General features: G+C 63.8%; 18 protein-coding genes. 7 read left to right on the plus strand and 11 right to left on the minus strand.

The window, feature by feature from the left end; translation table 11 throughout:
- Positions 1-158 precede the first annotated feature (158 nt).
- Entirely contained in the window at positions 159-884 is a 726-nt protein-coding gene (gene ispD / locus VNK82_14195; protein HXE92105.1) for a 2-C-methyl-D-erythritol 4-phosphate cytidylyltransferase, read from the minus strand.
- A gap of 185 nt (positions 885-1,069) precedes the next feature.
- Entirely contained in the window at positions 1,070-2,164 is a 1,095-nt protein-coding gene (locus VNK82_14200; GenBank protein HXE92106.1) for a PIN domain-containing protein, read from the minus strand.
- A 570-nt stretch (positions 2,165-2,734) separates the two neighbouring features.
- On the opposite strand from VNK82_14200, the gene VNK82_14205 reads away from it, so the two are divergent.
- The 3 genes from VNK82_14205 (at position 2,735) to VNK82_14215 (ending at position 6,621) form a co-directional block, all read left to right on the plus strand.
- Entirely contained in the window at positions 2,735-4,891 is a 2,157-nt protein-coding gene (locus VNK82_14205; protein HXE92107.1) for a M1 family metallopeptidase, read from the plus strand.
- A gap of 3 nt (positions 4,892-4,894) precedes the next feature.
- Positions 4,895-5,779 (plus strand): hypothetical protein, encoded by an 885-nt coding sequence (locus VNK82_14210; protein HXE92108.1) that lies wholly within the window; start codon positions 4,895-4,897, stop codon positions 5,777-5,779.
- 485 nt (positions 5,780-6,264) lie between these two features.
- Positions 6,265-6,621, plus strand: coding sequence for a hypothetical protein (locus VNK82_14215; GenBank protein ID HXE92109.1), 357 nt, complete (start codon positions 6,265-6,267; stop codon positions 6,619-6,621).
- A 72-nt stretch (positions 6,622-6,693) separates the two neighbouring features.
- On the opposite strand, the gene VNK82_14220 is transcribed toward VNK82_14215, so the two are convergent.
- The 5 genes from VNK82_14220 to VNK82_14240 all read right to left on the minus strand — a co-directional run bounded on the left by VNK82_14220 (position 6,694) and on the right by VNK82_14240 (position 12,539).
- Entirely contained in the window at positions 6,694-9,237 is a 2,544-nt protein-coding gene (locus VNK82_14220; GenBank protein ID HXE92110.1) for a M1 family aminopeptidase, read from the minus strand.
- Positions 9,238-9,439: 202 nt separating this feature from the next.
- Positions 9,440-10,612 (minus strand): molybdopterin-synthase adenylyltransferase MoeB, encoded by a 1,173-nt coding sequence (moeB, locus tag VNK82_14225; protein ID HXE92111.1) that lies wholly within the window; start codon positions 10,610-10,612, stop codon positions 9,440-9,442.
- 70 nt (positions 10,613-10,682) lie between these two features.
- Positions 10,683-10,976, minus strand: a complete 294-nt coding sequence (locus VNK82_14230; protein ID HXE92112.1) for a ubiquitin-like small modifier protein 1 — start codon at positions 10,974-10,976, stop codon at positions 10,683-10,685.
- Complete coding sequence (locus VNK82_14235) at positions 10,973-11,455, minus strand: M67 family metallopeptidase (protein HXE92113.1); 483 nt, start codon at positions 11,453-11,455, stop codon at positions 10,973-10,975. The genes VNK82_14230 and VNK82_14235 overlap by 4 nt, the downstream gene beginning before the upstream one ends.
- A gap of 109 nt (positions 11,456-11,564) precedes the next feature.
- Complete coding sequence (locus VNK82_14240; GenBank protein ID HXE92114.1) at positions 11,565-12,539, minus strand: cysteine synthase family protein; 975 nt, start codon at positions 12,537-12,539, stop codon at positions 11,565-11,567.
- Positions 12,540-12,808: 269 nt separating this feature from the next.
- Between VNK82_14240 and VNK82_14245 the strand changes: the two genes are divergently transcribed.
- Positions 12,809-13,279 (plus strand): hypothetical protein, encoded by a 471-nt coding sequence (locus tag VNK82_14245; GenBank protein ID HXE92115.1) that lies wholly within the window; start codon positions 12,809-12,811, stop codon positions 13,277-13,279.
- Positions 13,280-13,377: 98 nt separating this feature from the next.
- A complete protein-coding gene (gene corA / locus VNK82_14250; protein HXE92116.1) occupies positions 13,378-14,265 on the plus strand; it encodes a magnesium/cobalt transporter CorA in 888 nt (295 codons plus the stop codon).
- Positions 14,266-14,291: 26 nt separating this feature from the next.
- Here corA and rsmI read toward each other — a convergent pair whose 3' ends face one another.
- A complete protein-coding gene (rsmI, locus tag VNK82_14255; protein ID HXE92117.1) occupies positions 14,292-15,140 on the minus strand; it encodes a 16S rRNA (cytidine(1402)-2'-O)-methyltransferase in 849 nt (282 codons plus the stop codon).
- Positions 15,141-15,321: 181 nt separating this feature from the next.
- On the opposite strand from rsmI, the gene VNK82_14260 reads away from it, so the two are divergent.
- Positions 15,322-15,630: a zinc ribbon domain-containing protein gene (locus VNK82_14260; protein ID HXE92118.1), complete on the plus strand. Its 309-nt coding sequence runs from the start codon at positions 15,322-15,324 to the stop codon at positions 15,628-15,630.
- A gap of 62 nt (positions 15,631-15,692) precedes the next feature.
- On the plus strand, positions 15,693-16,391 hold the full coding sequence (locus tag VNK82_14265) for a pirin family protein (protein HXE92119.1): 699 nt from the start codon (positions 15,693-15,695) through the stop codon (positions 16,389-16,391).
- 224 nt (positions 16,392-16,615) lie between these two features.
- Here the strand turns inward: VNK82_14265 and clpB are convergent, their stop codons facing one another.
- The 3 genes from clpB to VNK82_14280 all read right to left on the minus strand — a co-directional run bounded on the left by clpB (position 16,616) and on the right by VNK82_14280 (position 21,262).
- Positions 16,616-19,243 carry an ATP-dependent chaperone ClpB gene (clpB, locus tag VNK82_14270; GenBank protein HXE92120.1) on the minus strand — a complete coding sequence of 876 codons (2,628 nt, stop codon included), beginning with the start codon at positions 19,241-19,243 and terminating at the stop codon, positions 16,616-16,618.
- Between the two features lie 242 nt (positions 19,244-19,485).
- On the minus strand, positions 19,486-19,962 hold the full coding sequence (locus tag VNK82_14275) for an Hsp20/alpha crystallin family protein (GenBank protein HXE92121.1): 477 nt from the start codon (positions 19,960-19,962) through the stop codon (positions 19,486-19,488).
- 133 nt (positions 19,963-20,095) lie between these two features.
- Positions 20,096-21,262, minus strand: a complete 1,167-nt coding sequence (locus tag VNK82_14280) for a class I SAM-dependent rRNA methyltransferase (protein HXE92122.1) — start codon at positions 21,260-21,262, stop codon at positions 20,096-20,098.
- Positions 21,263-21,284 lie beyond the last annotated feature (22 nt).

The following is a 21,284-nucleotide window of genomic DNA, read 5'->3' on the forward strand; positions in this document are numbered from 1 at the left end:
CTCATTTGCAAAGACAAAGCGATTGAACTGAGGCTTCGGTTCAAAATTGAGGAGCAGGCCCACTTCGACTGGAGTCGCACGCAGGTAGTTGTCCCGCCTATCGCCAAAGTATTGATTCTCCATTTTCTTATCCGCGTGTATCCGCGGAAATCCGCGGTTCAAGCGTTTTTCTTTTCCTGGGCCAGATAAAACTCAGCCAGCTCCAAATCCGCCGGGCTGGTGATCTTGAGGTTGCGGGCGGAGCCCATGACCACCGCCACCTCATGTCCCGAGCGTTCGACCAGGGAGGCCTCGTCGGTGCCGGTGAAGCCGTCCGCCTGGGCTTCATCGAAGGCTTTCTTCACTACATCGTAGCGGAAGCCCTGCGGGGTCTGAGCCATGACCACGCGCTCACGCGGGATGGTGGTGATGACGATAGCACCCTCGGCGGTGCGGTCGACTTGCTTGATGGTGTCTACAGCAGGGACGCCCGCGATGGCTGCGCCATGCCTGGCGGCGGCAGCGATCACGTTGCCGATGGTCTCCCTGTCCACGAAGGGGCGCACGGCATCATGCACCAGCACGATATCGTCCGGGGCCGGCTGCGAGCGGCGCTCAAGCTCCGCCAGGGCGTTGGCCACCGACTGCTGGCGGTTTTCGCCACCCTCCACCAGGCGGACCGGGCGCGCCGGGCGCTCCTGGTCCAGGCGCGGGGCGAAGCGCTCGCTGTCCAGTGAACGCAGCGCCACATAGATCTCGGCAACCTCGGCCAGGGCGGTGAACTTGCGCAGGGTATGTATGAGGATGGGGACGCCGGCCATCTCGGTGAACTGCTTGGGCGCACCCGCCACGGGCGCCATGCGCGTGCCCAGCCCAGCGGCGGGGATGATGACGAAGACCCTCATCGGGGGCGAAAAGTATAGAACAGGTGTCAGTGGTCAGTGGCCAGTTGCCAGTTGAAAAAAGCCAAGAGGCAGCCACGGATTACACGGGTGAGCACGAATGACTTCTATGGCTGAGTGCGGAACGCGGAATGCGCCATGCGCGCGGCCTTAACTGACCACTGATCCCTGGCCACTGGCCACTGCCGTTACGGCTCGACCGGCGGCCGCTCGACCACGATGGGCTGAGGGCGGCGGGCTTCCTGGGCCGGCGAACGCGGCTCGGACGGTCGGATCTCGGCGGGGCGGATGGCGGCCGTCGAATCGGTGAGCTTGCCGAAGATCATCTTGCCGGCCGTGGTCTGGAGGACCGAGGTCACGGAAATCTCCACGTTCTTGCCGATCATGCGGCGGGCATTATCCACCACGACCATGGTGCCGTCGTCGAGGTACGCCACGCCCTGGTTGTACTCCTTGCCCTCCTTGAGGATAAAGACCTTCATGGCCTCGCCCGGCAGCACGATGGGCTTCAGGGAATTGGCCAGTTCGTTGATGTTGAGCACGGGCACGCCCTGGAGCTGGGCGACCTTGTTGAGGTTGAAGTCGTTGGTGACGATCTTGGCCTCGTAAACTTTGGCCAGTTCGATGAGCTTCAGGTCCACCTCGCGGACCGTAGGAAAGTCGTCGTCGACGATCTGCACGTCGAGCGAGGCGATCTTCTGGATGCGTTGCAGGATGTCCAGGCCCCGGCGGCCACGGTTGCGCTTGAGCGAATCGGCCGAATCCGCCACCAACTGCAGCTCACGCAGCACAAAACGCGGAATCACGATGACGCCGTCGAGGAAGCCGGTTTCGGCGATATCTGCGATACGGCCGTCGATGATCACGCTGGTGTCAAGAATCTTGTAGCTCTTCTTGCCCTGCTTCTCGCCCCCGAACACGCCGCCCAGGGCGTTCAGATTCAGCAGGTCGCCCTTGTTGGCCCCAAGGATGAGGCCGACGTAGGCCATAAGCAGGACGACCATGAGCTGCAGGAAGCTCTGGGTGGAACCGGGAGCGATGCTGTTGCGGATGACCAGGCTGAACAGGTAGGCACCGAGGATGCCCAGGATGCTGCCGATGGCCGCCCCGATGAGCCGGCGCAGGCTGATGACGCGCAGGCGCACCTCGAACAGGATGACCCCCACACCGAGGAGGAACCCGAGGACGGCGGCATAGGCTGCGGGCAGCCCGAAGGGCTTCAGGGCGACGGCCGCCACCGCCACCACCACGATAAAAATCAGGCGGATGAGGACTAAATCCATGTCGGGACCTCCTTCCTAAGGCCGCCGGCACTGCTAATGATGCGGCTCCTACCACTTCGGTCCCGTGCAACTTTCCACGCTCGGAGCCTATGAAAGATGACGTCGCTCCGACCCGGGACGACAATCCAAACCCCTGCTCCCGGGAATACCTAGCGCCAACCTATAACAACCTCGCTGCCAAGAGCTATGGCACGGAAGTGCCAATTCCGCGCAGTTATCACAAGAATAAACATAGCACAGCATATTGTTATTGACCAAGTTACTAAAAGGAAGCATCGTAGGGTGCGGCAGCGAACGGGCTGCCCCAAGGTCCACAGCGGCGCAGGCGAACCAGCCTGCGCCGAAAAAACAGACTCAGCCCACCCGAAAGGGAGATGAGCGGGCTTGCCTCCACCGGACGAGAGGCGGGGGCTGGAAAAACCGGCGCAAAAATTCTCGGGGGAGAACGCGCCGGTTTTTTCCTTTCTAGGCGACTCCTTTTCAAGCCCTGCGTCTTCACTTTACGGCGCGATTGCCCGCCCGGTACAATCCGCCGTTCCGGCGTCCGGGCCGGGACTGAGGGAGGCAGAAGTGCCCAGGCAAGGCATCGAAGCCACGCTGCTCGCAGTGCTGATGACCGCCACGCTGCCGGCGTGGGCCAAGTACATCCCCGACCCCATTGTGAAGTACCAGATCAGCGCGCGGCTCGACCCCCGCACCAAGATGGTGCACGGCAGCGAGACCATCGAGTGGCGCAACGCTTCCGGCGACACCATCACCGACTTGCAGTTCCATCTGTATCTGAACGCCTTCAAGAACACCCAGACCACATTCATGCGGGAAGGAGGCGGCACGCAGCGGCGGGTGAAGTTCCGCGCGCGTGAGGACGCCTGGGGCTACATGCAGGTGCGCCGCATCCTCGTGGACGGCGAGGACCTGACCATCGCGATGGAGTACATCCAGCCGGACGACGGCAACAAACAGGACCAGACGGTGATGCGGCTGCCGCTTACGCATGCCATCGGGCCGGGCGGGCGGGCCAAGATCGAGATCGAGTGGGTGTCAAAGCTGCCGCGGGTGTTCGCGCGCACGGGATTCCAGGACGACTTCTTTTTCGTGGCCCAGTGGTATCCCAAGCCGGGAGTCTATGAAGCGGCCGGGGAGCGGCATCGCGGCCGGGGCGGGTGGAACTGCCATCAGTTCCACGCCCAAAGCGAGTTTTACGCGGATTTCGGCACCTTCGACGTGGACCTGACGGTGCCGCGCGACTTTGCCGTGGCCGCCACCGGAATGCGCCGCAGCCGCACCGAGAATCCCGATGGCACCGCCACGTACAACTACTACCAGGAGGACGTGCACGATTTCGCCTGGGTGGCGCAGCCGCTGTCCCAGGTGGTGATCGACGAACGCACGTTCGTGGCCAACGAGCGCGTTACGGAAGATGAGTATCGTGAGTGGGCGGAGAAGACCGGGGTCTCGCCCGACGAGCTGCGGCTGGACGACGTGCGAATCATCCTGTTCATGCAGAAGGAGCACGCGGCCCAGGCGACCCGGCACTACTGGGCGGTAGCCCACGCCATCAAGTGGTACGGGCTCTGGTACGGGAAGTACCCCTACGAGACGATCACGGTGGTCGATCCGCCGTGGAGCGGGTCCGGGGCCGGGGGCATGGAGTATCCGACCTTGATTACCGCCGGAACGGTGTTCTGGCCGGGCAAGGCCGACCTCCACGAAGGGCCTGAGTCGGTCACCGTGCATGAGTTCGGCCACCAGTACTGGTACGGGCTGGTGGCCAACAACGAGTTCGAGGAAGCCTGGCTCGACGAGGGCTTCAACACCTACTCGACCGGCAAGGTGCTGGAGCGCACCTTCGGACCCGACTATTCGTACGAGTACATTCTCGGAGTGCCGGTGCCGGCGCGGCCGTGGGTGAAGATCTGGGCGCCCCGCTATCCGTGGAAGGGCGTGAAGCAGGTGGGCATCGGGCAGTACTGGGAGTGGGTGCCGCTGTTCCAGCAATACGGCCGGACGCGCGCCTTTTGGGAGTACGCAGCCACGGATCAGGTGCAGCGCAACGCCTGGGAGTTCTTCAACCGCGAGAGCTACTCGGCACAGTCCTATGCCAAGACCGAGCTGACCCTGCGCACGCTGGAGGAAATGCTGGGAGACCGCTGGCCGCGGGTGATGCGCACCTACTTCCAGCGCTGGCGCTTCCGGCATCCCGATGCGCAGGACTTCATGGCCGTAGTGCGGGAAGTCTCCGGGCGCGACATGGGCTGGTTCTTCGACCAGTCGCTGAACTGGTCCAGCACCCTGGAATACTCGGTGACCTTTCATACGGGCAAGCGCACGCCCAAGGAGGGCTACTTCGACGACAACGGCGAGCCGAAACTGGTCACGGCCTCACCCGCGCCGGCGCCGGGAACGCCGGACAACGTGGAGTCGGAAGTGATCGTGCGCCGCCTGGGCAACATGCGGTTTCCGGTGGTGCTGCACGTGAGATTCGCCGACGGAAAGGAAGTGCGGGAGCGATGGGACGGGAACTATCGCTGGGCGAAATTCCAGTACCGCAACCGGCCGGCGATCGTCTCGGCGGAGATCGATCGCGATTTTACCTGGAAGCTGGAAGTCCCGCGGACCGACAACAGCGCGCTGGCCGAGCCCGTGCGCCTGGCGGCCGACAAGTGGTATCTGCGCTGGGTGGTGTGGATCCAGAACGTCCTGATGACTTTTTCTTTTTTTGCGTGAGACATGCCGCCGGTCCGAAGCGCGAAAACGGCGATGACGGCGGGACTGCGGGCCGCCTGGCGCGCGCCCTGGATGGTGCTGGTGTTCTTCGGCGCCAACCTGCTGCTGGCCGCCGCCGTGGCCGCGCCCATGCACCTGGCCATCTCCGAACACGTCGGCCGCAGCATGGTGGGGGAGGAACTGGCACGGGGCTTCAGCGCCGCCTGGCTCACCGAGTTCCAGATCGCGTACGAAGGATTCCTCGAGGGTTTTTCCGTCGCCATCGTATACGGAGGGCTGCTTTTTCTGGCGCTCAACACGGTGCTGGCCGGAGGGGCGCTTGAGGTGTTTGCGGAAGGCGAAGGGGCGCGCATGGACGCCTTCGGACGCGGCATGGGAAAGTACTTTGCGCGATTCGCCCGGCTGGCGCTGATCGGGTCGGCGCTCTACTTCCTGGCTTTCCTGGTGTGGCAGGACCAGGCCTCCAAGCTGCTGGACCGGGTGTTCCGCGGCTCCGTCACCGAGTACTGGCATTTCTATCTCAACTGGGTGCGGGCGGCCCTGCTGTTCCTGTGCGTCATGCTGATCAACGTGACGCTGGAATACGCGCGCGCCGACGTCGTGACCTGCGACCGCCAGTCGGCGCTGGCGGCGCTCGGCCAGGCTGCGGGATTCGTGCTGCGGCACTGGCCGCGGGTGCTGGCCATCTATTTCGGCCTGGGGACGCTGACGCTGCTGGCGATCCTGCTCTACGCCGTTTTTGCCCGCTTCTTCCCGCAGTCCTCCGTGGTGACCGTGCTGGTGTGGTTCGTGGTGGCGCAGGCCCTGCTGTGGGCACGCTGGCTGTTCCGTCTGGCCTCGTGGGGCGCTGCGGTGAACTTCTACGAGCAAATCAGAATTCGTTCCTAACGAAATTCCTGCCGGCTCCGACTTCCGCAGCTCATCTGGACGACTTGGACGGCCGAAGCTTGTCTGCGTGACGAAGCGGTTGTTCGCCGTGACGAAACGGCAAGCGCTTTTCCCTCAGCCCGCGTCCAACAAGGAGCATGACAGGTTCATGTAAAACGTCGCGCGAGGCCACGCAGCGAACCGTGAACTTTTTGGGAGCGGGCCGCGTACGCAAGAGTAGGCCGGCTGAACCTGGCAGGCCTGTAGAGGTTGTTGGGAAAAAGCAGTAGCAAGAAAAAGTAGACGGGGTTAAACGGGTAGTCTCGCTTGTGGTTTGGCGGCCTCGGCGAGGACGATCCCAAGGAGGGCACCCGGCCCGCGATGGGCCGAGGCTCTGCGTTTAACCCCGGACTCATTGTAGGTCGTTTTTCGCCATTTGCAAGCCCGCAGGCGGGCTTGGCGAAGCGACACAGCCACCGCCAGAAACTTCCTCAAGGAGGAGATCCATGAAGCGTTCCAGAATCCTGACGATTCTGACAGCCGTAGCCGTGCTGGCCGTGTCGCTGAGCGCCTTCGCTGCCACCGGCAAGACCACCATCAAGCTCTATGAACCCAAGCTGCTCAACGGCCAGGAACTGAAAGCCGGCGAGTACAACGTGAAGTGGGAGCGCAACAGTTCCGAAGCCGAAGTCACGTTCCTGCAGGGCAAGAAGGTCGTGGCCACGGCGAAGGGGAAGTTCGTGGACCGCGGCCAGGCCTCGCAGAACGACGCGCTGGTGACCAAGCGGAACGGCAGCGCCCACGAGCAAATCACCGAACTGCGCTTCGCGGGAAAGTCGGAAGTGCTGCTGCTCGCCGAATAAGCGCTGTGCGCCGGTGTTACGGAAAGGGGAAGCCCACGGGCTTCCCCTGGTTTTTCTGCGGCGGCGTGGCGGCTACTTCACGTTCTCCTGAGTGCAGAGCACGTCGTTGTAATAGTTAAGGAGAGCGCGTTTGGGCTTGTCTTTCATGCCGCCGAGGGGGACCTGGGCGTCGCGGGTCGAGTTGCCGATCATCGGCATGGTGCCGAGGCGTGTTATCCGTCCGCTGGAAAGCTCCAGGTACACCGGCACCAGCATCTGGAAATTCGCATCCACATTGGACTGGGTGATCTTGAAGCTCAGCACCGGATTTCCATCTGCACCCTGAGTCAGGCTGTGCGAGAACTGATAGTGGGGCAGCGCGGTGCCATAGACGTACTGGTTGAAGAACCAGTCCATGCGGCGATTCTGCGTGATGTCGATCTCCGGCGGCATGTGCTTCTCCACCACGGCTTTGAAATCCTCGGTGGTGGCCGGCTGGTTGGCGTAGGTGCGCACAAAGTCCTGCATCATGGCCTGGAAGGCCTGGTCGCCCTTCTGCGGTGTCCACATCAGCATGCGCAGCATATGCAGGATATAGGCGCCCTTGGGATACACCAGGTCGCGATAGACGTTCGTTCCCATCTTCCGCTTGATCGCGCGGATCCCCAGCGTGACGGGCGCCGCGTCGATGCTGCGATAGCCCTCGGCATTACGATCGGTCAACTGCTTGCGCAGGTCATTCCAGAACTGGATGAACTCCTTATCATTCTTCTGAATGAGCTGCAGGAAGAGTGAAGCGGACATGTGGGCGAAGCCCTCGCTCATCCACTGGTCGCGGTAGCCTCCCCAGCCGACGGTGTGGCCCCACCACTGATGAGCCACCTCATGCGCGGTGACCACCTTGAAATACGTGACCAGCTCAGGAGGCAGGGTTCCAAAAAGGGAGTGCCGCGTGGTGGAGTCAAGAAAGGAGCACAAGGGAAGGTAGACCAGCGCCGGCCACGCCTGTCCGAAGCTGCAAGCCGTCTGCTGGGTGATGGCCACATGCTTGTACGGAGCGGCGCCGAAGTAGTGGTTGAACAACTGGACGGAAAGCTGCCCCTCGGCCAGCGCTTTGTCCATCAGGGTAATCGTGCTCATCGTGCCCGTGGGCGGAATGTATTGCTCGATGCGGTCCGTTCCTTGCGCCGGAAGGGCGCCAATATTCTGGATGGAGCGCACCCAATCGGGCTGGATCTGGTTGGCATAGGTCTCGACGGAATAGGCCTCCTTGTCGAGCTTGGCTTGCTTGCGCTTAAACAATCCAAAGTTAAAGCCTGCGACAGCTTGTGGAACCTCACTGCGCCACTCGGAGATGCTCTGGTTGCCCTCCACGTATTCGCGCACCATGGTCCCGGTACCTGCGGTCTGCATCCCCTTGGGAACGCGGAAAGTCAGTTCATAGGTCGCGTAATCGCCAAACGTGCTATTGGGGTACCAGTTGTGCCGGGCCACAGGGAAGTAGTTTCCGCCTCCTTCATTGGTCACAGCATCTTTGCCCTCGTAGATGGTGCGAAGGGTGAAGCGTTCGCCCGCCGCCAAGGGCTTGGGCAGAACGACGAAAAACTGGGGGTCTTGGTGGTGGGCCTCCTGGATGAACACCAGGAGCTGACCATCCTGCCCGGTAACGCTTTCCACCCGCAGCTTGCGAAACAAATCAAAGGGGACGACGCGAAGCCCGTTCACCTGCGAGACGATGGTTGTGGTCGCGTCGCCGCGCAGCCGTCCGCTTTTCTCCAGCAAGGCATCCAGCTTCTGGGACTCGATGTCAAAGGGCGCATTCTTCTGTTTGCCGCTGGCCTTGCCGGCGGCGTATTCGGGGGAGAAGTGGAAGGCCGCCCAGACGCCCCAGTTGTCGTCGTCCCAGGTGATGAGGGCAACTTCCTCGGGTGCGGTGCCGAATATCGGGGGGCCGGTTTCCGGGCTCCCCATGTCCGGCACACCGAACGGATCGATGAAGTAAATCATCTTGCCGCTGTACTTCTTGCCGCGGATGAAGGCCACGAACAACTTGCCGGGCTCGGGGCTGAGGACGTCCTGCAGGATGCGCCCGTGGAGGTTGTAGGCCAGGCGGCCGCGCAGTGCGTCCTGGATCTCCTGCAGTGCTGAAGCCGCCCCGCCTCCGCCCCCGCCCGGCGAGGCGCCGGCGGCCTTCTTGATCTCGCTGTCGGTTCCGTCGGTGAAACGCAGGACGAGCTGACTGAAGTCCTCGCTGAACGGCTGCCCCTTGGTCAGCAGGGCCAGGCTGTTGCGCTCCATTTCGATCGGAGGGGTGAGTGAGAAGCTGCCCTCGCCCAGGAACACGGCGCCGGTGACCTTGCCGTTCACCGCCGCCAGGAAGTGGAAGGTTCCCACCTTGAAGGTGAAGGTGCCGGCGTCGCGTTTCAGCACCAGGTTGCTGACCGACGCCACTTCACCACTGAGGGCGATGTTGCGCAGCGCCTGGTAGGTGGGATCCGTGTTCGGCGTTTGCGGTGCCGGGGTCGAGGGTGGCGCGGGCGCGGCGGGACGCGGCGTGACCTCCTGCGCAAAGGCGGCGCACCCGATGCCCAGACAAGCAAGGACCACAACGGCGCTGAAAGGCCTGATGGGACGCATACGGACCCTCCGAAAGGCCCATTATAGGAGCGCGGGCGGGATGTCAAGCGTGCTGCGCCCGGGATTTCCGAAAGCGGAACAGGCGGCACAGAACAGAGGTTTGGCAAAGAGGCGATTTTTCCGCTGTGTGCCGAGCCACCAAAGCCGGTCGCGTGCGAGTCGCCGAGCGGCAGAGCTGGGTCTATCGGCTCCACCGTAAGCTTCAGTACTTGGGCATGCCGGGATCGATCTTGTCGGCCCAGGCGAGGATGCCGCCGGCCAGGTTCTTCACCTTGCGGAAGCCGGCGGTGCGCAGGAAGTCGACCGCTTTGGCGGAGCGCACGCCTGAGCGGCAGTGGGCCACGATCTCGCGGCTGGAGTCCAGTTCGTGCACGCGCTTGGGCAGGTCGCCCAGCGGGAGCAGATAGCCCTTGAGGTTGCAGATCTGGTATTCGTGCGGCTCGCGCACGTCGAGGATGAAGATGTCGTCACCCGCGTCGAGCCGCCGCTTGAGCTCTTCCACCGTGATCTGGGGGACGTTGGTGGTGAGTGGCGCTTCTTCCTCTCCGCGGATGCCGCAGAACTCCTGGTAGTCGATTAGCTCCTTCACCGTCGGGTTGGGGCCGCAGGCAGGGCACTCCGGGTTCTTGCGCAGCTTGAGCTGGCGGAAGTTCATGCCCATGGCGTCCACCAGGAGCAGGCGTCCGATGAGCGGCTCGCCCTTCCCCAGGATGAGCTTGATGGTCTCCGTTGCCTGAATGACGCCGATCAGCCCAGGCAGGATGCCCAGCACGCCGCCTTCGGCGCAGGACGGCACCAGGCCGGGCGGCGGCGGCTCCGGATACAGGCAGCGATAGCAGGGGCCGTCCTTGGTGGCGAACACGCTGGCCTGGCCTTCGAAGCGGAAGATGGAACCGTAGACGTTGGGCTTTCCGGTGAGCACGCAGGCGTCGTTCACCAGGTAACGGGTGGGGAAGTTGTCGGTGCCGTCGGCGATGACGTCGAAGTCGCGGAAGATCTCGAGCGCGTTCTGGCTGGTGAGCCTGGTTTCGAACTTGCGGATCTCCACGAAAGGATTGATGCTCTTCAGCGTTTCTTCCGCCGATTCCAGCTTCTTGCGGCCTACGTCCTCGGTGCCATGGATGATCTGGCGCTGCAGATTGGTAAAGTCCACCACGTCGAAGTCCACGATGCCCAGCGTGCCCACGCCCGCCGCCGCCAGGTACATGGCCAGCGGCGATCCCAGGCCGCCCGCGCCGATGCACAGAACCTTCGCCGCCTTCAGCTTCTGCTGCCCTTCCATGCCCACTTCGGGCATGATGAGATGGCGCGAGTAGCGCAGGATCTCCTCGTTGGAGAGCGCTTCGCCGGCGGGTTTGAGAGTCACGGTCGCCATGAGAATTGAATCATTAAATCATTGCGGGAGCGGTTCCGGAAATGCGTCGAATCGTCAGTGAACAAATGAATCAAATCATCAATCCGTATTCTACCGCTCCACCCGCGATCGAGGGGACGATGGAGAGTGAATCCTCTTCGCGCACGGGCGTATTCTCCTTCTCCAGATAGCGGATGTCCTCGTCGTTCAAGTAGACGTTCACAAAGGCGCGCAGGCGGCCGTCCTCGGTGAAAAGCTGCTTGCGCAGCTCGGCGTGCTGCGCGGTGAGGTTGGCGAGCGCCTCGCCCACGGTGCGCCCCGGCACCTCCACCACGTCCTGCTTCCCGGCATACTGCCGCAGCGGAGTTGGAATATGGACCTTCATCGCCTCTCTCCGGTTTCAGATGCCGCCACCGGCACTTTCGATTCACCCGGCACTACCTCCACCGGCTCCGGCTCGAAGCGTTTGTCCTCTTCGCCCGTGCCCGCCAGGAGGAAACTGTTCGTGGCGCCGGCCCCTCCTTTCTCGACGCTGGTGATGACGTAAGAGCAGCCGTACCAGTGCGCCTCGGCCAGATCGGTCTGGGACCACTGTGGCGGATGATCGGGATGCGAATGGTAGAAGCCGATGATATCCAGGCCCTGCTCCCGCGCCTGCCGCTGCACCCGCACCAGTTCACGTGGGTCGATGTGGTACCGGTTCTGCGGAGAATCAAGGCGCGTGTTGCCGCAGCGGACAACGGCCTCGACCTGCCGCACGTCACCCTCCACCCGCCCCACCAGCACTCCGCAGCACTCGTGGGGATAGGTCTGTTCGCCGTGAAGGCGAAGACCGTCAAAGGCGGATTGGGAGAGTCGAAGCATTGTGAATTTAGAATTTGTTAATTGGGTAATCTGGTAATTGAAGAAATTTGATGATCGGGCTGTTGTGGTGAAGGGTCCAATTACCAAATTACTCAATTACCCAATCCGCTCATTCCTCCCAGAACCTTTCGCTCAAGTATTTGTCGCCCGAATCCGGGAACACTGTGACTATCATCGCTTCCTGCTTATGAGCCACCAGCTCACGCGCCACCTGCCGGCAGCCGACCACGGCGGCGCCGGACGAGACACCGACCAGCAGGCCCTCTTCCCGTGCCAGCCGCTTGACCATCGCGTACGCGTCCTCGGTGGAGATGCCAAGGTCGCGGTCGGCGAGGCTCGGATCATAGATCTTCGGCACAATGGCCGTGGCCATGTGCTTGGCGCCCTCGATGCCATGGAAGGCCGAGTCCGGCTGCAGCGAGATGCACTCGATCTTCGGGTTCAGCTCTTTCAGGCGGCGCGCCGTGCCCACGAACGTTCCGCTGGTTCCCAGCATGGCAACAAAGTGCGTGACGCGGCCGCCCGTCTGCTGCCAGATCTCATTTGCGGTGCCGCAATAGTGGGCGCGCCAGTTGGCGTCGTTCGAGTACTGGTCGGCATAGAAGTAACGCTCGGGCGCCGCCGCGTGCATCTCCTGCGCCTTGCGGATGGCGCCATCGGAGCCTTCGCCCGGGTCGGTAAACACGATCTCGGCCCCGTAGGCGCGCAGAATGCGCTTGCGCTCCACCGAAACGTTCTCCGGCATGCACAGGGTCACCGGGAAGCCGCGCGCCGCGCCGATCATCGCGTAGGCGATGCCGGTGTTGCCGCTGGTGGAATCCAGCAGCGTCTTGCCCGGACCCAACTCTCCGGTGCGAAACGCATCATTCACGATGCTCAGCGCCGCCCGGTCTTTGACCGAGCCGCCTGGGTTCAGCCATTCCGCCTTACCCAGGAGGATGATGCCGGGCAGGTCGGCGGTCACGCGCTCCAGCCGGATCAGGGGCGTATTGCCCACGCCCTCCAGCACGCCCCGGCCCGGCCTTTCCACGGCTTCAGGTCCGGCGGGGATGGCGAAACGCTCGGCTTGGGCCGCTTTTTTCATTCCTGGTGTCAATCTGGTTAATCCCAGCTAAGTGGTTCGGACTCAGTCCGATAGAGCACACCCGGAGCACTGCGGGGAGGCTTTTACAATAGTCCAGGGCGTTTCTTTAGGGCAACGCACGATAACTTAGATGTATCGTATCGCTTCCAGGGTGCGATTCTGGACATTGAACCGCGCCCGGCCCGAATGGCCCGTCTCCCAGCTTCACTCCCCCGGACGGCGATGGCTGGTTCGGTGACCTTTCACTAGAGGGAGCATCCAAATCAGTAATGGGTAAACAACTGGCAACACGGACGTACGAAGAAGCGCTGGCCTGGCTGCGCGAACACGGCTTCGACGTGCTGGAAGCGCCGGGCACCTCGCACCGCGTCTTCGTCAAGAAGCTGAACTGCTCCGCCGCCCTCGAAAAGGACGAGCACGAGGGCGTGCGCATCTTCGCCAAGCCCGGCTACCTGGTGGGCGGCGAGATCTCAAAGCTGGTGGACCGGGGCTACCAGAAGTTCCTCAAGACGTCGCGCACCGAAGTTCCGGCCACTGCCGACCACCTGCAGGCGCTGCATGCCTTCACCGAGGAATTGCGGGAGGCCACCGGCGCCACCAGCCTCTACAACGAGTCGCTGGGGACGGTGAGCGACCGCTATGTGTACGACCGCGTCGTCGGCCGCGACCAGCCCGAGCCGCAGCGTCCCAAGCGTCCCTGGCAGGCGGAGCCGGCGGCTGCGGGCAAGCGCCGCGCCTAGCTCCCCCAAGTATCCAACTTCACACTAGGCCCGAGCGACGGGCTTGGAGACACTCATCTGGACGCCGGCGCGTTCGTGCGCCGCGTCCCGCCACCACCATGAGCCAGGCATGGCAGCCGATCGAGGGCTTGAACTGGTTCGACGTCGACGATCCCAACTCGCCGGCGCTTGATGAACTGGCCGCACGCTTCGGTCTGCACGAGCTGCAGATCGAGGACTGCCGCCACCGCGGCCAGCGCGCCAAGACCGAGGAGTACGAGAGCTACATCTTCACCGTGCTCAAGCACCTGCGTCCCGGCCGCAGGGTCAACTTTGACGACTTCGATATTTTCCTCGCCAAAGACTTCCTCATTACCGTGCACGACGGCGAATGCGCGTTGATTGACCGCGTACGCCGCCGGGCGCTGGAGCGCAATCGGGGCAAGCGCCTGGACTTGCTCTTCTATCTGCTCACCGACGCTGTGGTCGACGAGTATTTTCCCCTGCTTGACGAAGTGGCCGATGCCACCGAGACCATCGAGTCCGAGGTCCTGCACCGCCCCGAGCCCCCCGTCCTGCGCCGCATCTTCACGCTGAAGCGCAGGCTGGTGGAGTTCCGCCGCGTGGTCGGAGGCATGCGCGAGGTGGCCAACGCCATCATCCGCCGCGAACACGGCCTGGTGGGTGACGACCTCGACGCCTACTTCCGCGACGTCTACGACCACCTGGTCCGTACGCTCGACGTCATCGAGAGCCAGCGCGACCTGCTCACCGGCTCGCTCGACATCTATCTCTCCGCCATCGCCAACCGCACCAACGAAGCCATGAAGGTGATGACCCTCTACGGCACGATCGCGCTGCCCCTGGTGATCATCACCGGTTTCTTCGGCATGAACCTGCACCTGCCCTGGGCAGACCATCCCTACGGCGCGTGGTACGCCAGCGGCGTCATGGCCCTCTCCATCCTGCTGGTGCTGATCTACCTGCGCAGGAAGCGGTGGATCTGAGAATGCCGGCCAGCGAGCTGCTGAGCCTAGCGCCGCGCCCGTTGCAGGCGGCGGTACGCTTCGCTCCGCGAGAGGCCGAGTTCCCTGGCTACAATCTTCAGCGCTGCTTTCTCGTCCAGCTCACGTTCGCGCATCACCTGGCGAAGCCGGGCCGCGATTTCTGGCGCCTTCTTTTCCGCGGTTGCACCCGCCTCGGCCTTGCCGATCAGCAGCGTGCACTCGCCCTTGACGGACCGCGCTCGCAGTTCTGCGAGCACATCGGCCGCCCGCCCGCGCAGGAACTCCTCGTGCAGCTTGGTTACCTCGCGCGCCACCACCACGGGGCGATTGCCCCCCAGCACCTCCACCACGTCCTCCAGCGTTTCCAGCAAGCGGTGTGGCGCTTCGTAGAAGATTTCCGTGCTCGCGGAGGCGCGGATAGCCGCCAGCGCATCGCGCCGGACCCCTCGCTTCGCCGGCAGAAATCCGCCGAAGCGAAAAGAGTCGGTCGGCAGGCCTGCGGCCGCCAGGGCCGCGACGAACGCCGAAGCTCCCGGCACCGGGACTACGGCGATGCCGTGTGCGACCGCCAGCGCCACCAGCCGGTACCCCGGATCGGAGATCCCCGGCGTGCCCGCATCCGAGACCAGGGCCACGGCTACGCCGCGCTCCAGCTCCGCTACCAGTTCGCGCGCGCGCTCCACCTCGTTGTGCTCGTGGTAGCTGAGGGTGCGCTTTGCGATACCGTAGTGGTCGAGCAGCTTGCGCGTCTGTCGGGTATCCTCGCAGGCGATCAGGTCGGCTTCTTTCAGGACGCGCAGCGCGCGCAGGGTGATGTCCTCCAGATTCCCGATGGGCGTGGCCACGACGTACAGCGTCCCGCGCGCCTGCGTCATGGCGCGCAGTCTATCATCCGTGCGTGAATTGATAGAATCGAGCGGCAAACCGCTGTGAGGGAACTTGTGTTAGGCCGTTTTGCGGGCGTGAGCGAGTCCGCCTAGGCGGACGAGCGGGAGTCCGCAGAGCCTGCCCTGAGCGAAGTCGAAGGGCGAAATCCTGAGCGAAGGACCTGGGCCTATGCCTTTGTACGAATATCAGTGCAGAAAGTGCCAGCACCGCTTCGAGCGGATACAGAAGTTCTCCGACCCCGTTCTGAAGAAATGCCCGGAATGTGGCGGCGCGCTCGAGCAGTTGCTTTCGGCGCCCGCAGTCCAGTTCAAGGGCAGCGGCTGGTACGTCACCGATTACGCGCGCAAGGGCGCAGCCAAAGCTGCCGAAGGCGCGGGCGAAAAGCCGGCAGAATCGGCGACCGAAGAAAAAGCCGAGGCCAAGCCCAAGGCCGAGAAGCCCGAGCACAAGAAGCACCGCCACAAGAAGAAAGACTAACCGCGGCCCCCTCCCCTGAGTCGTTTGGTTTGCCTGCGGCATCGAACACCAGGGAGGCACTCATGATTGAGCTTCGTCCTGCCGCCGAGCGCGGCCACGCCAACCACGGCTGGCTCGACACCTGGCATACCTTTTCCTTCGACACCTATCACGAACCCGAGCACATGGGTTTCCGCGCGCTGCGCGTCATCAACGAGGACTTTGTCGCCCCCGGCGCCGGCTTTCCCATGCATCCGCACCGCGACATGGAGATCGTCACCTACGTGCTCGAGGGGGCGCTCCAGCACAAGGACAGCCTGGGTAACGGCAGCATCATCCGCCCCGGCGACGGCCAGCGCATGAGCGCCGGCTCCGGCATCCTGCACAGCGAGTTCAACGCCTCGAAGACCGAGCCCGTGCACCTGCTGCAGATATGGATCCGCCCGGAGCGCCGCGGCCTCGAGCCCGGCTATGAGCAGAAAGAATTCCCGTTGGAAGAAAAGCGCGGACGTTTGCGGCCGATTGCTGCGCGGGATGGCCGCGAAGGGGCGGTCACCATCCACCAGGACGTGACCCTCTACGCCTCCACGCTTGCGCCCGGCCAGCAGGTCGAGCACACCCTCACCCCCGGCCGCCACGCCTGGCTGCAGGTCGCTCGCGGAGCGGTGGCGCTCAACGGCACAGGACTCAATCAGGGCGATGGCGCCGCGGTCAGCGAAGAAGAGAAGCTCACCATCCGCGCCGAGCAGGACGCTGAAATCCTGCTGTTCGACTTGGCGTAGCGCCGGCGTCCTCGCCGGCTGCCACGCGGAAGTCCCGCCCGCCCGCGCGCGCACGTCTCCTCCTTCGTAGAGACGCAGCTTGCTGCGTCTCGGAGACGTTGCAAGCAACGTCTCTACGCAGTTGCGCTTGTTATTCCTCAGCGATGTCTCGGAATGGCAAAAGCTATGACGGTGCCCCATGTCTGCGCCACGTTTTTCGGCGCAGACGTGGGGTAAGGGGGGGGTTACGCCGTCTTCGGCACCCGTGCCCGCTCCACCTCGAACGCCATCTTCCGCGACTTCGTGTCGGCGTCCACCACCACGTGGTCGCCGTGCAGCACTTCCCCATCGAGGATCTTGAGCGCCAGCGGATCCTGGATGAGCCGCTGGATGGCGCGCTTCAGCGGCCGTGCCCCGTAGTTGGCGTCGTAGCCTTCGGCGAACAGCAGGTCGCGCGCCGCATCGGTGAGCTCCAGTGAGATTTTGCGGTCCGCCAGCAGTCGCCGCAGGTCTTCCAGGCGCAGGTCGATGATCTTCGTCAGCTGTTCCTTGCCCAGCGGGTTGAACAGGATGATGTCGTCCACGCGGTTCAGGAACTCCGGTTTGAAGTGCGCCTGCATGGCGTTCATCACCTGCCGGCGCGCCTCTTCGAAGTCCTCGGGCGTCTGCAGCGCCGAAGCCTGCAGATACGCCGAGCCGATGTTCGAGGTCATGATCAGCACCGCGTTCTTGAAGTCCACCGTGCGGCCCTTGCCGTCGGTCAGGCGGCCGTCATCCATGATTTGCAGCAGGATGTTGAACACATCCGGGTGGGCCTTCTCGATCTCGTCGAACAGCACCACCGCATACGGGCGCCGGCGCACCTGCTCGGTCAGTTGCCCGCCTTCCTCGTAGCCCACGTAGCCCGGCGGCGCGCCGATCAAACGCGCCACGGCATGCTTCTCCATGTACTCGGACATGTCGAGCCGCACCATGGCGTGCTCGTCATCGAACAGGAACTCGGCCAGCGCGCGCGCCAGCTCCGTCTTGCCCACGCCGGTCGGCCCCAGGAAAATGAACGAGCCGATGGGCCGCCGCGGGTCGCTCAATCCCGCCCGCGACCGCCGGATGGCGTTCGCCACCCTCTCCAGCGCCGCCTCCTGCCCCACCACGCGCTGGCGCAGCCGCTCCTCCATCCGGATGAGCTTGTGCACCTCGCCCTCCAGCATCTTCGAGACCGGGATGCCGGTCCACTTGGAGACGATGCGCGCCACGTCCTCTTCATCCACTTCTTCCTTCAGCATGCGCGAGCCCGCCTTCGATTCCTCCTCGCTCAGCCGCGCCAGCTCCTTCTCCGCCTGCCGCAGCTCGCCGTAGCGGATCGCGGCCACGCGCTCCAGGTCGCCCTTGCGCTCCGCCTGCTGCTCTTCCAGCTTCAGCTTCTCGATCCGCTCCTTCAACTCGCGGATGCGCCCGATCTGCTGCTTCTCCTGCTTCCAGCGCACTTTGAGCGCATCCGCCTGTTCGCGGACGTTGGCCAGTTCTTTCTCGACTGCGGCCAGACGCTCGCGCGAGTTGGGATCGTTCTCCTTCTTCAACGCCTGGCGCTCGATCTCCAGTTGCGTGGCCCGCCGCTCCAGTTCGTCGATCTCCACCGGCATGGAGTCGATCTCGATGCGCAGCGAGGCGGCGGCCTCATCGATCAGGTCGATGGCTTTGTCGGGCAGAAAGCGGTCGGAGATGTAACGATGCGAGAGCGTGGCCGCGGCCACGATGGCCGAGTCCTTGATGCGCACCCCGTGGTGCACCTCGTAGCGCTCCTTCAGGCCGCGCAGAATGGCGATGGTGTCGGCCACATTGGGCTCGCCCACGAATACGATCTGGAAGCGGCGTTCGAGCGCCGCATCCTTCTCAATGTGTTTGCGGTACTCGTTCAGCGTGGTGGCGCCGATGGCGCGCAGTTCGCCGCGCGCCAGCGCCGGCTTCAGCATGTTCGAGGCGTCGATCGCCCCTTCCGCCGCACCCGCTCCCACCAGCGTGTGCAGCTCGTCGATGAACAGAATGATCTGCCCCTCGGATTCCTCGATCTCTTTGAGCACCGCCTTCAAGCGGTCTTCGAACTCGCCCCGATACTTGGCGCCTGCCACCATGGCGCCCAGGTCGAGCGCTACGACGCGCTTCGACTTCAGCGCCTCCGGCACGTCGCCGGAGACGATGCGTTGCGCCAGCCCCTCGACGATGGCCGTCTTGCCCACGCCCGGCTCGCCGATCAGCACCGGGTTGTTCTTGGTGCGGCGGGAAAGCACCTGCACCACGCGCCGGATCTCGTCATCCCGCCCGATCACCGGGTCGAGCTTGCCGCGGCGCGCCAGCTCCGTTAAGTCACGAGCGTAGCGCTCCAGCGCCTGGTACTTGGCTTCCGGGTTGGGATCGGTCACCGTCTGCGAGCCCCGCACGGTAGCCAGCGCCTTCAGGATGGCGTCGCGCGTCGCACCCTGCCTCGCCAGGATGACCTGCGCCGCGTCACCTTGGGCCTCTGCCAGGCTGAGCAGCAGGTGTTCGGTCGAGACGTATTCGTCCTTGAACTGCTGCGCTTCCTTGAAAGCGCGCTCGATGGCCTGCGCCAGCGCATCCGAAAGGCTGGGCTGCCGTGCGCCCGACCCGGAGAGCTTGGGCAGGCCGTCGACCTGGCGCCGCGCCTCCATGGCCACGGTCTGCGCGTTCACACCGATCTTCTCCAGCACTGGCACCACGATGCCTTCGCGGTCTTCCACCAACGCCGCCAGAAGATGGACGGGCAGAATCTCCGGATTGCCCAGTTGCGCCGCCAGGTCGTTGGCCGCGCGCACCGCTTCCTGCGCCTTGATGGTCAGCTTCTCCCAACGAATGCTCATGTTCGCATTACCTTCTTCCTGTTCATCTTCCGGTTGTCATCCCGGGCGGGGGAAGGCTCCCGCGCGCTTACGCCACAGCCGCGCCGCGCGCATCGCCGTGCCCCTGGTCGTGCGCCGGAAGCCCGAGTCGAGGCCCCTTCGGTCTTGCCTTGCGGCGTCCATCGGCGCTTCCCGCTCCAACGAAAAGGCGGAAGACCGGAAACCGCCCGGCCTCCCGCCTGTGTTGCCATGCATTCCGGGCTTCAGGCAGCTTTGCCCTTGGCCTCGAGTGTCTTCTGGCCGACCTGCACCTTGATCTGCTTGGGTTTGGCTTCGGCCTTCTTGGGCAGCCGGATCCTCAGCACGCCGTTCTCGCACTCGGCGGTCACCTGGTCCGGCTCGATGGTGTTGGGCACGGTGAAGCTGCGCGTGAACGCCCCATAACGCCGCTCGATGCGATGGAAGTTCTCCTCCTTCTCTTCCTTTTCGAACTTCCGCTCGCCCTTCACCGTCAGCGTGTTGTTCTCCAGGTTCACGTCCAGGTCCTTCATCTCGATGCCCGGGACTTCCATCTTCAGCGTGATGGCGTGCTCATCCTCGTACACATCCACCGCGGGCACAAAGCCGGTGGTCATCAGGGCTTCGTTGCTGGGGAATGGCGTCTCCTGGAAGAGCCGGTTCAACCGGTCCTGCAGGGTGGTGAGCTCACGAAATGGATCCCAACGGGTCAGTAGTGTCATTTTCCCTTTCAACCTCCATCCGAAAGTCTCGAACTGCTCTGATGTCAGGAGGCCTGCTTCGGCCTCTGTATTAGTCGACACAAATAATAAAATCTTAGTGTATGATTGTCAAGTACAAATTTGTCCTTATTTTTCAGTAAGTTACTGAAAGTATGATGCACTTAAGGTAGGCCGTTTCTGGAACGGAAAGCATCACCGGGTGGTCCTTCGCCTGGCCCCTGCGTTCCAGGACGCGCAGCGTGCGATGAGCGTCGGCTGCGGCGGCGCGGAGCGTCTCCATGAATTCGGTCTCGCTGACGTGGTAGCTGCAGGAGCAGGTGACCAGCACCCCGCCCGGACGCAGCATCTTCATGGCCCGCAGGTTGATCTCCTTGTATCCGCGCAGCGCAGTGGGCAGGCTGCGGCGGGAGCGCGCGAAGGCCGGAGGATCGAGCACGATGGTATCGAACTGGCGCCCTGCGGCCGCATAGTCCTTGAGCAGGTCGAAGGCGTTGCCCTCGATCCACTCGATCTCCGGCCGGCCTTCCGCTTGATTGAGTGCGGCGTTGCGTTCCGCCGCCTCCAGTGCCGGGCGCGAACTGTCCACGCCCGTCACGCTGCGGCACACCCCCGCCAGATGGAGCGCGAACCCGCCCTGATAGCAGAACATGTCCAGCGCATCGCCATGCGCCCAGGCTGCCGCCGCGGCGTAGTTTTCGCGCTGGTCCAAAAACGCTCCCGTCTTCTGGCCGGCGAGTGCGTCATAGTGCAAGCGCACGCCGTTCATGCTCACGACTGTCGCTGTCTTCCCGCCCGCCAGCAAGCGATCGGTCACGGGCGGCAGCTTCTCCAACTGGCGGATGCGTGCTTCTGCCCGTTCCACGATTCCGGCGGGCGCCATCCGCTCGACCAGCGTGTCGACCACCGCTTGGCGCACCGGTGCCCGGTCCATGGACTGGGTCAGGATCTGCAGGGAGAGCACGTCGTTGTACCGGTCGACGATCAGGCCGGGCAGCGAGTCCGCCTCGCTGAACACCAGCCGGAAGGCATTGCTGTCGCGCACCACCCGGCGCCGGTAATCGATGGCCTGCTCGAGGCGCTGCCGCAGCAGGCCGGCTAGCTCGCTCTCCGCGACGGCACGGCTGGAAAGCAGGCGCAGCGCGATTTCTGAGGCGCTGCTGTAAAAGGCACTGCCGAGCACGCGCCCGCGCCGGTCGTGTACCGTGACCAGATCGCCCGCGGCCGCCTGCGCCGAGACGACGTCCGACCGGTAGACCCAGAGATGGCCGCCCGCCAGCCGGGCTGCGCCGCGCGCGCTCACCACTACCGACGGCCTGGATACG

It is taken from the genome of Terriglobales bacterium (genome assembly GCA_035573675.1).
Classification (GTDB): Bacteria; Acidobacteriota; Terriglobia; order Terriglobales; family Acidobacteriaceae; genus DATMAB01.

What these genes read in the sequence shown, in the direction of transcription:
- VNK82_14265 (HXE92119.1), top strand. Translation starts at nt 15,693, where the DNA reads ATGATTGAGCTTCGTCCTGCCGCCGAGCGCGGCCACGCCAACCACGGC.
- VNK82_14200 (HXE92106.1), bottom strand. Translation starts at nt 2,164, where the DNA reads ATGGATTTAGTCCTCATCCGCCTGATTTTTATCGTGGTGGTGGCGGTG.
- ispD (HXE92105.1), bottom strand. Translation starts at nt 884, where the DNA reads ATGAGGGTCTTCGTCATCATCCCCGCCGCTGGGCTGGGCACGCGCATG.
- VNK82_14275 (HXE92121.1), bottom strand. Translation starts at nt 19,962, where the DNA reads ATGACACTACTGACCCGTTGGGATCCATTTCGTGAGCTCACCACCCTG.
- VNK82_14235 (HXE92113.1), bottom strand. Translation starts at nt 11,455, where the DNA reads ATGCTTCGACTCTCCCAATCCGCCTTTGACGGTCTTCGCCTTCACGGC.
- VNK82_14230 (HXE92112.1), bottom strand. Translation starts at nt 10,976, where the DNA reads ATGAAGGTCCATATTCCAACTCCGCTGCGGCAGTATGCCGGGAAGCAG.
- VNK82_14215 (HXE92109.1), top strand. Translation starts at nt 6,265, where the DNA reads ATGAAGCGTTCCAGAATCCTGACGATTCTGACAGCCGTAGCCGTGCTG.
- VNK82_14260 (HXE92118.1), top strand. Translation starts at nt 15,322, where the DNA reads ATGCCTTTGTACGAATATCAGTGCAGAAAGTGCCAGCACCGCTTCGAG.
- moeB (HXE92111.1), bottom strand. Translation starts at nt 10,612, where the DNA reads ATGGCGACCGTGACTCTCAAACCCGCCGGCGAAGCGCTCTCCAACGAG.
- VNK82_14210 (HXE92108.1), top strand. Translation starts at nt 4,895, where the DNA reads ATGCCGCCGGTCCGAAGCGCGAAAACGGCGATGACGGCGGGACTGCGG.
- clpB (HXE92120.1), bottom strand. Translation starts at nt 19,243, where the DNA reads ATGAGCATTCGTTGGGAGAAGCTGACCATCAAGGCGCAGGAAGCGGTG.
- VNK82_14245 (HXE92115.1), top strand. Translation starts at nt 12,809, where the DNA reads ATGGGTAAACAACTGGCAACACGGACGTACGAAGAAGCGCTGGCCTGG.
- corA (HXE92116.1), top strand. Translation starts at nt 13,378, where the DNA reads ATGAGCCAGGCATGGCAGCCGATCGAGGGCTTGAACTGGTTCGACGTC.
- rsmI (HXE92117.1), bottom strand. Translation starts at nt 15,140, where the DNA reads ATGACGCAGGCGCGCGGGACGCTGTACGTCGTGGCCACGCCCATCGGG.
- VNK82_14240 (HXE92114.1), bottom strand. Translation starts at nt 12,539, where the DNA reads ATGAAAAAAGCGGCCCAAGCCGAGCGTTTCGCCATCCCCGCCGGACCT.
- VNK82_14220 (HXE92110.1), bottom strand. Translation starts at nt 9,237, where the DNA reads ATGCGTCCCATCAGGCCTTTCAGCGCCGTTGTGGTCCTTGCTTGTCTG.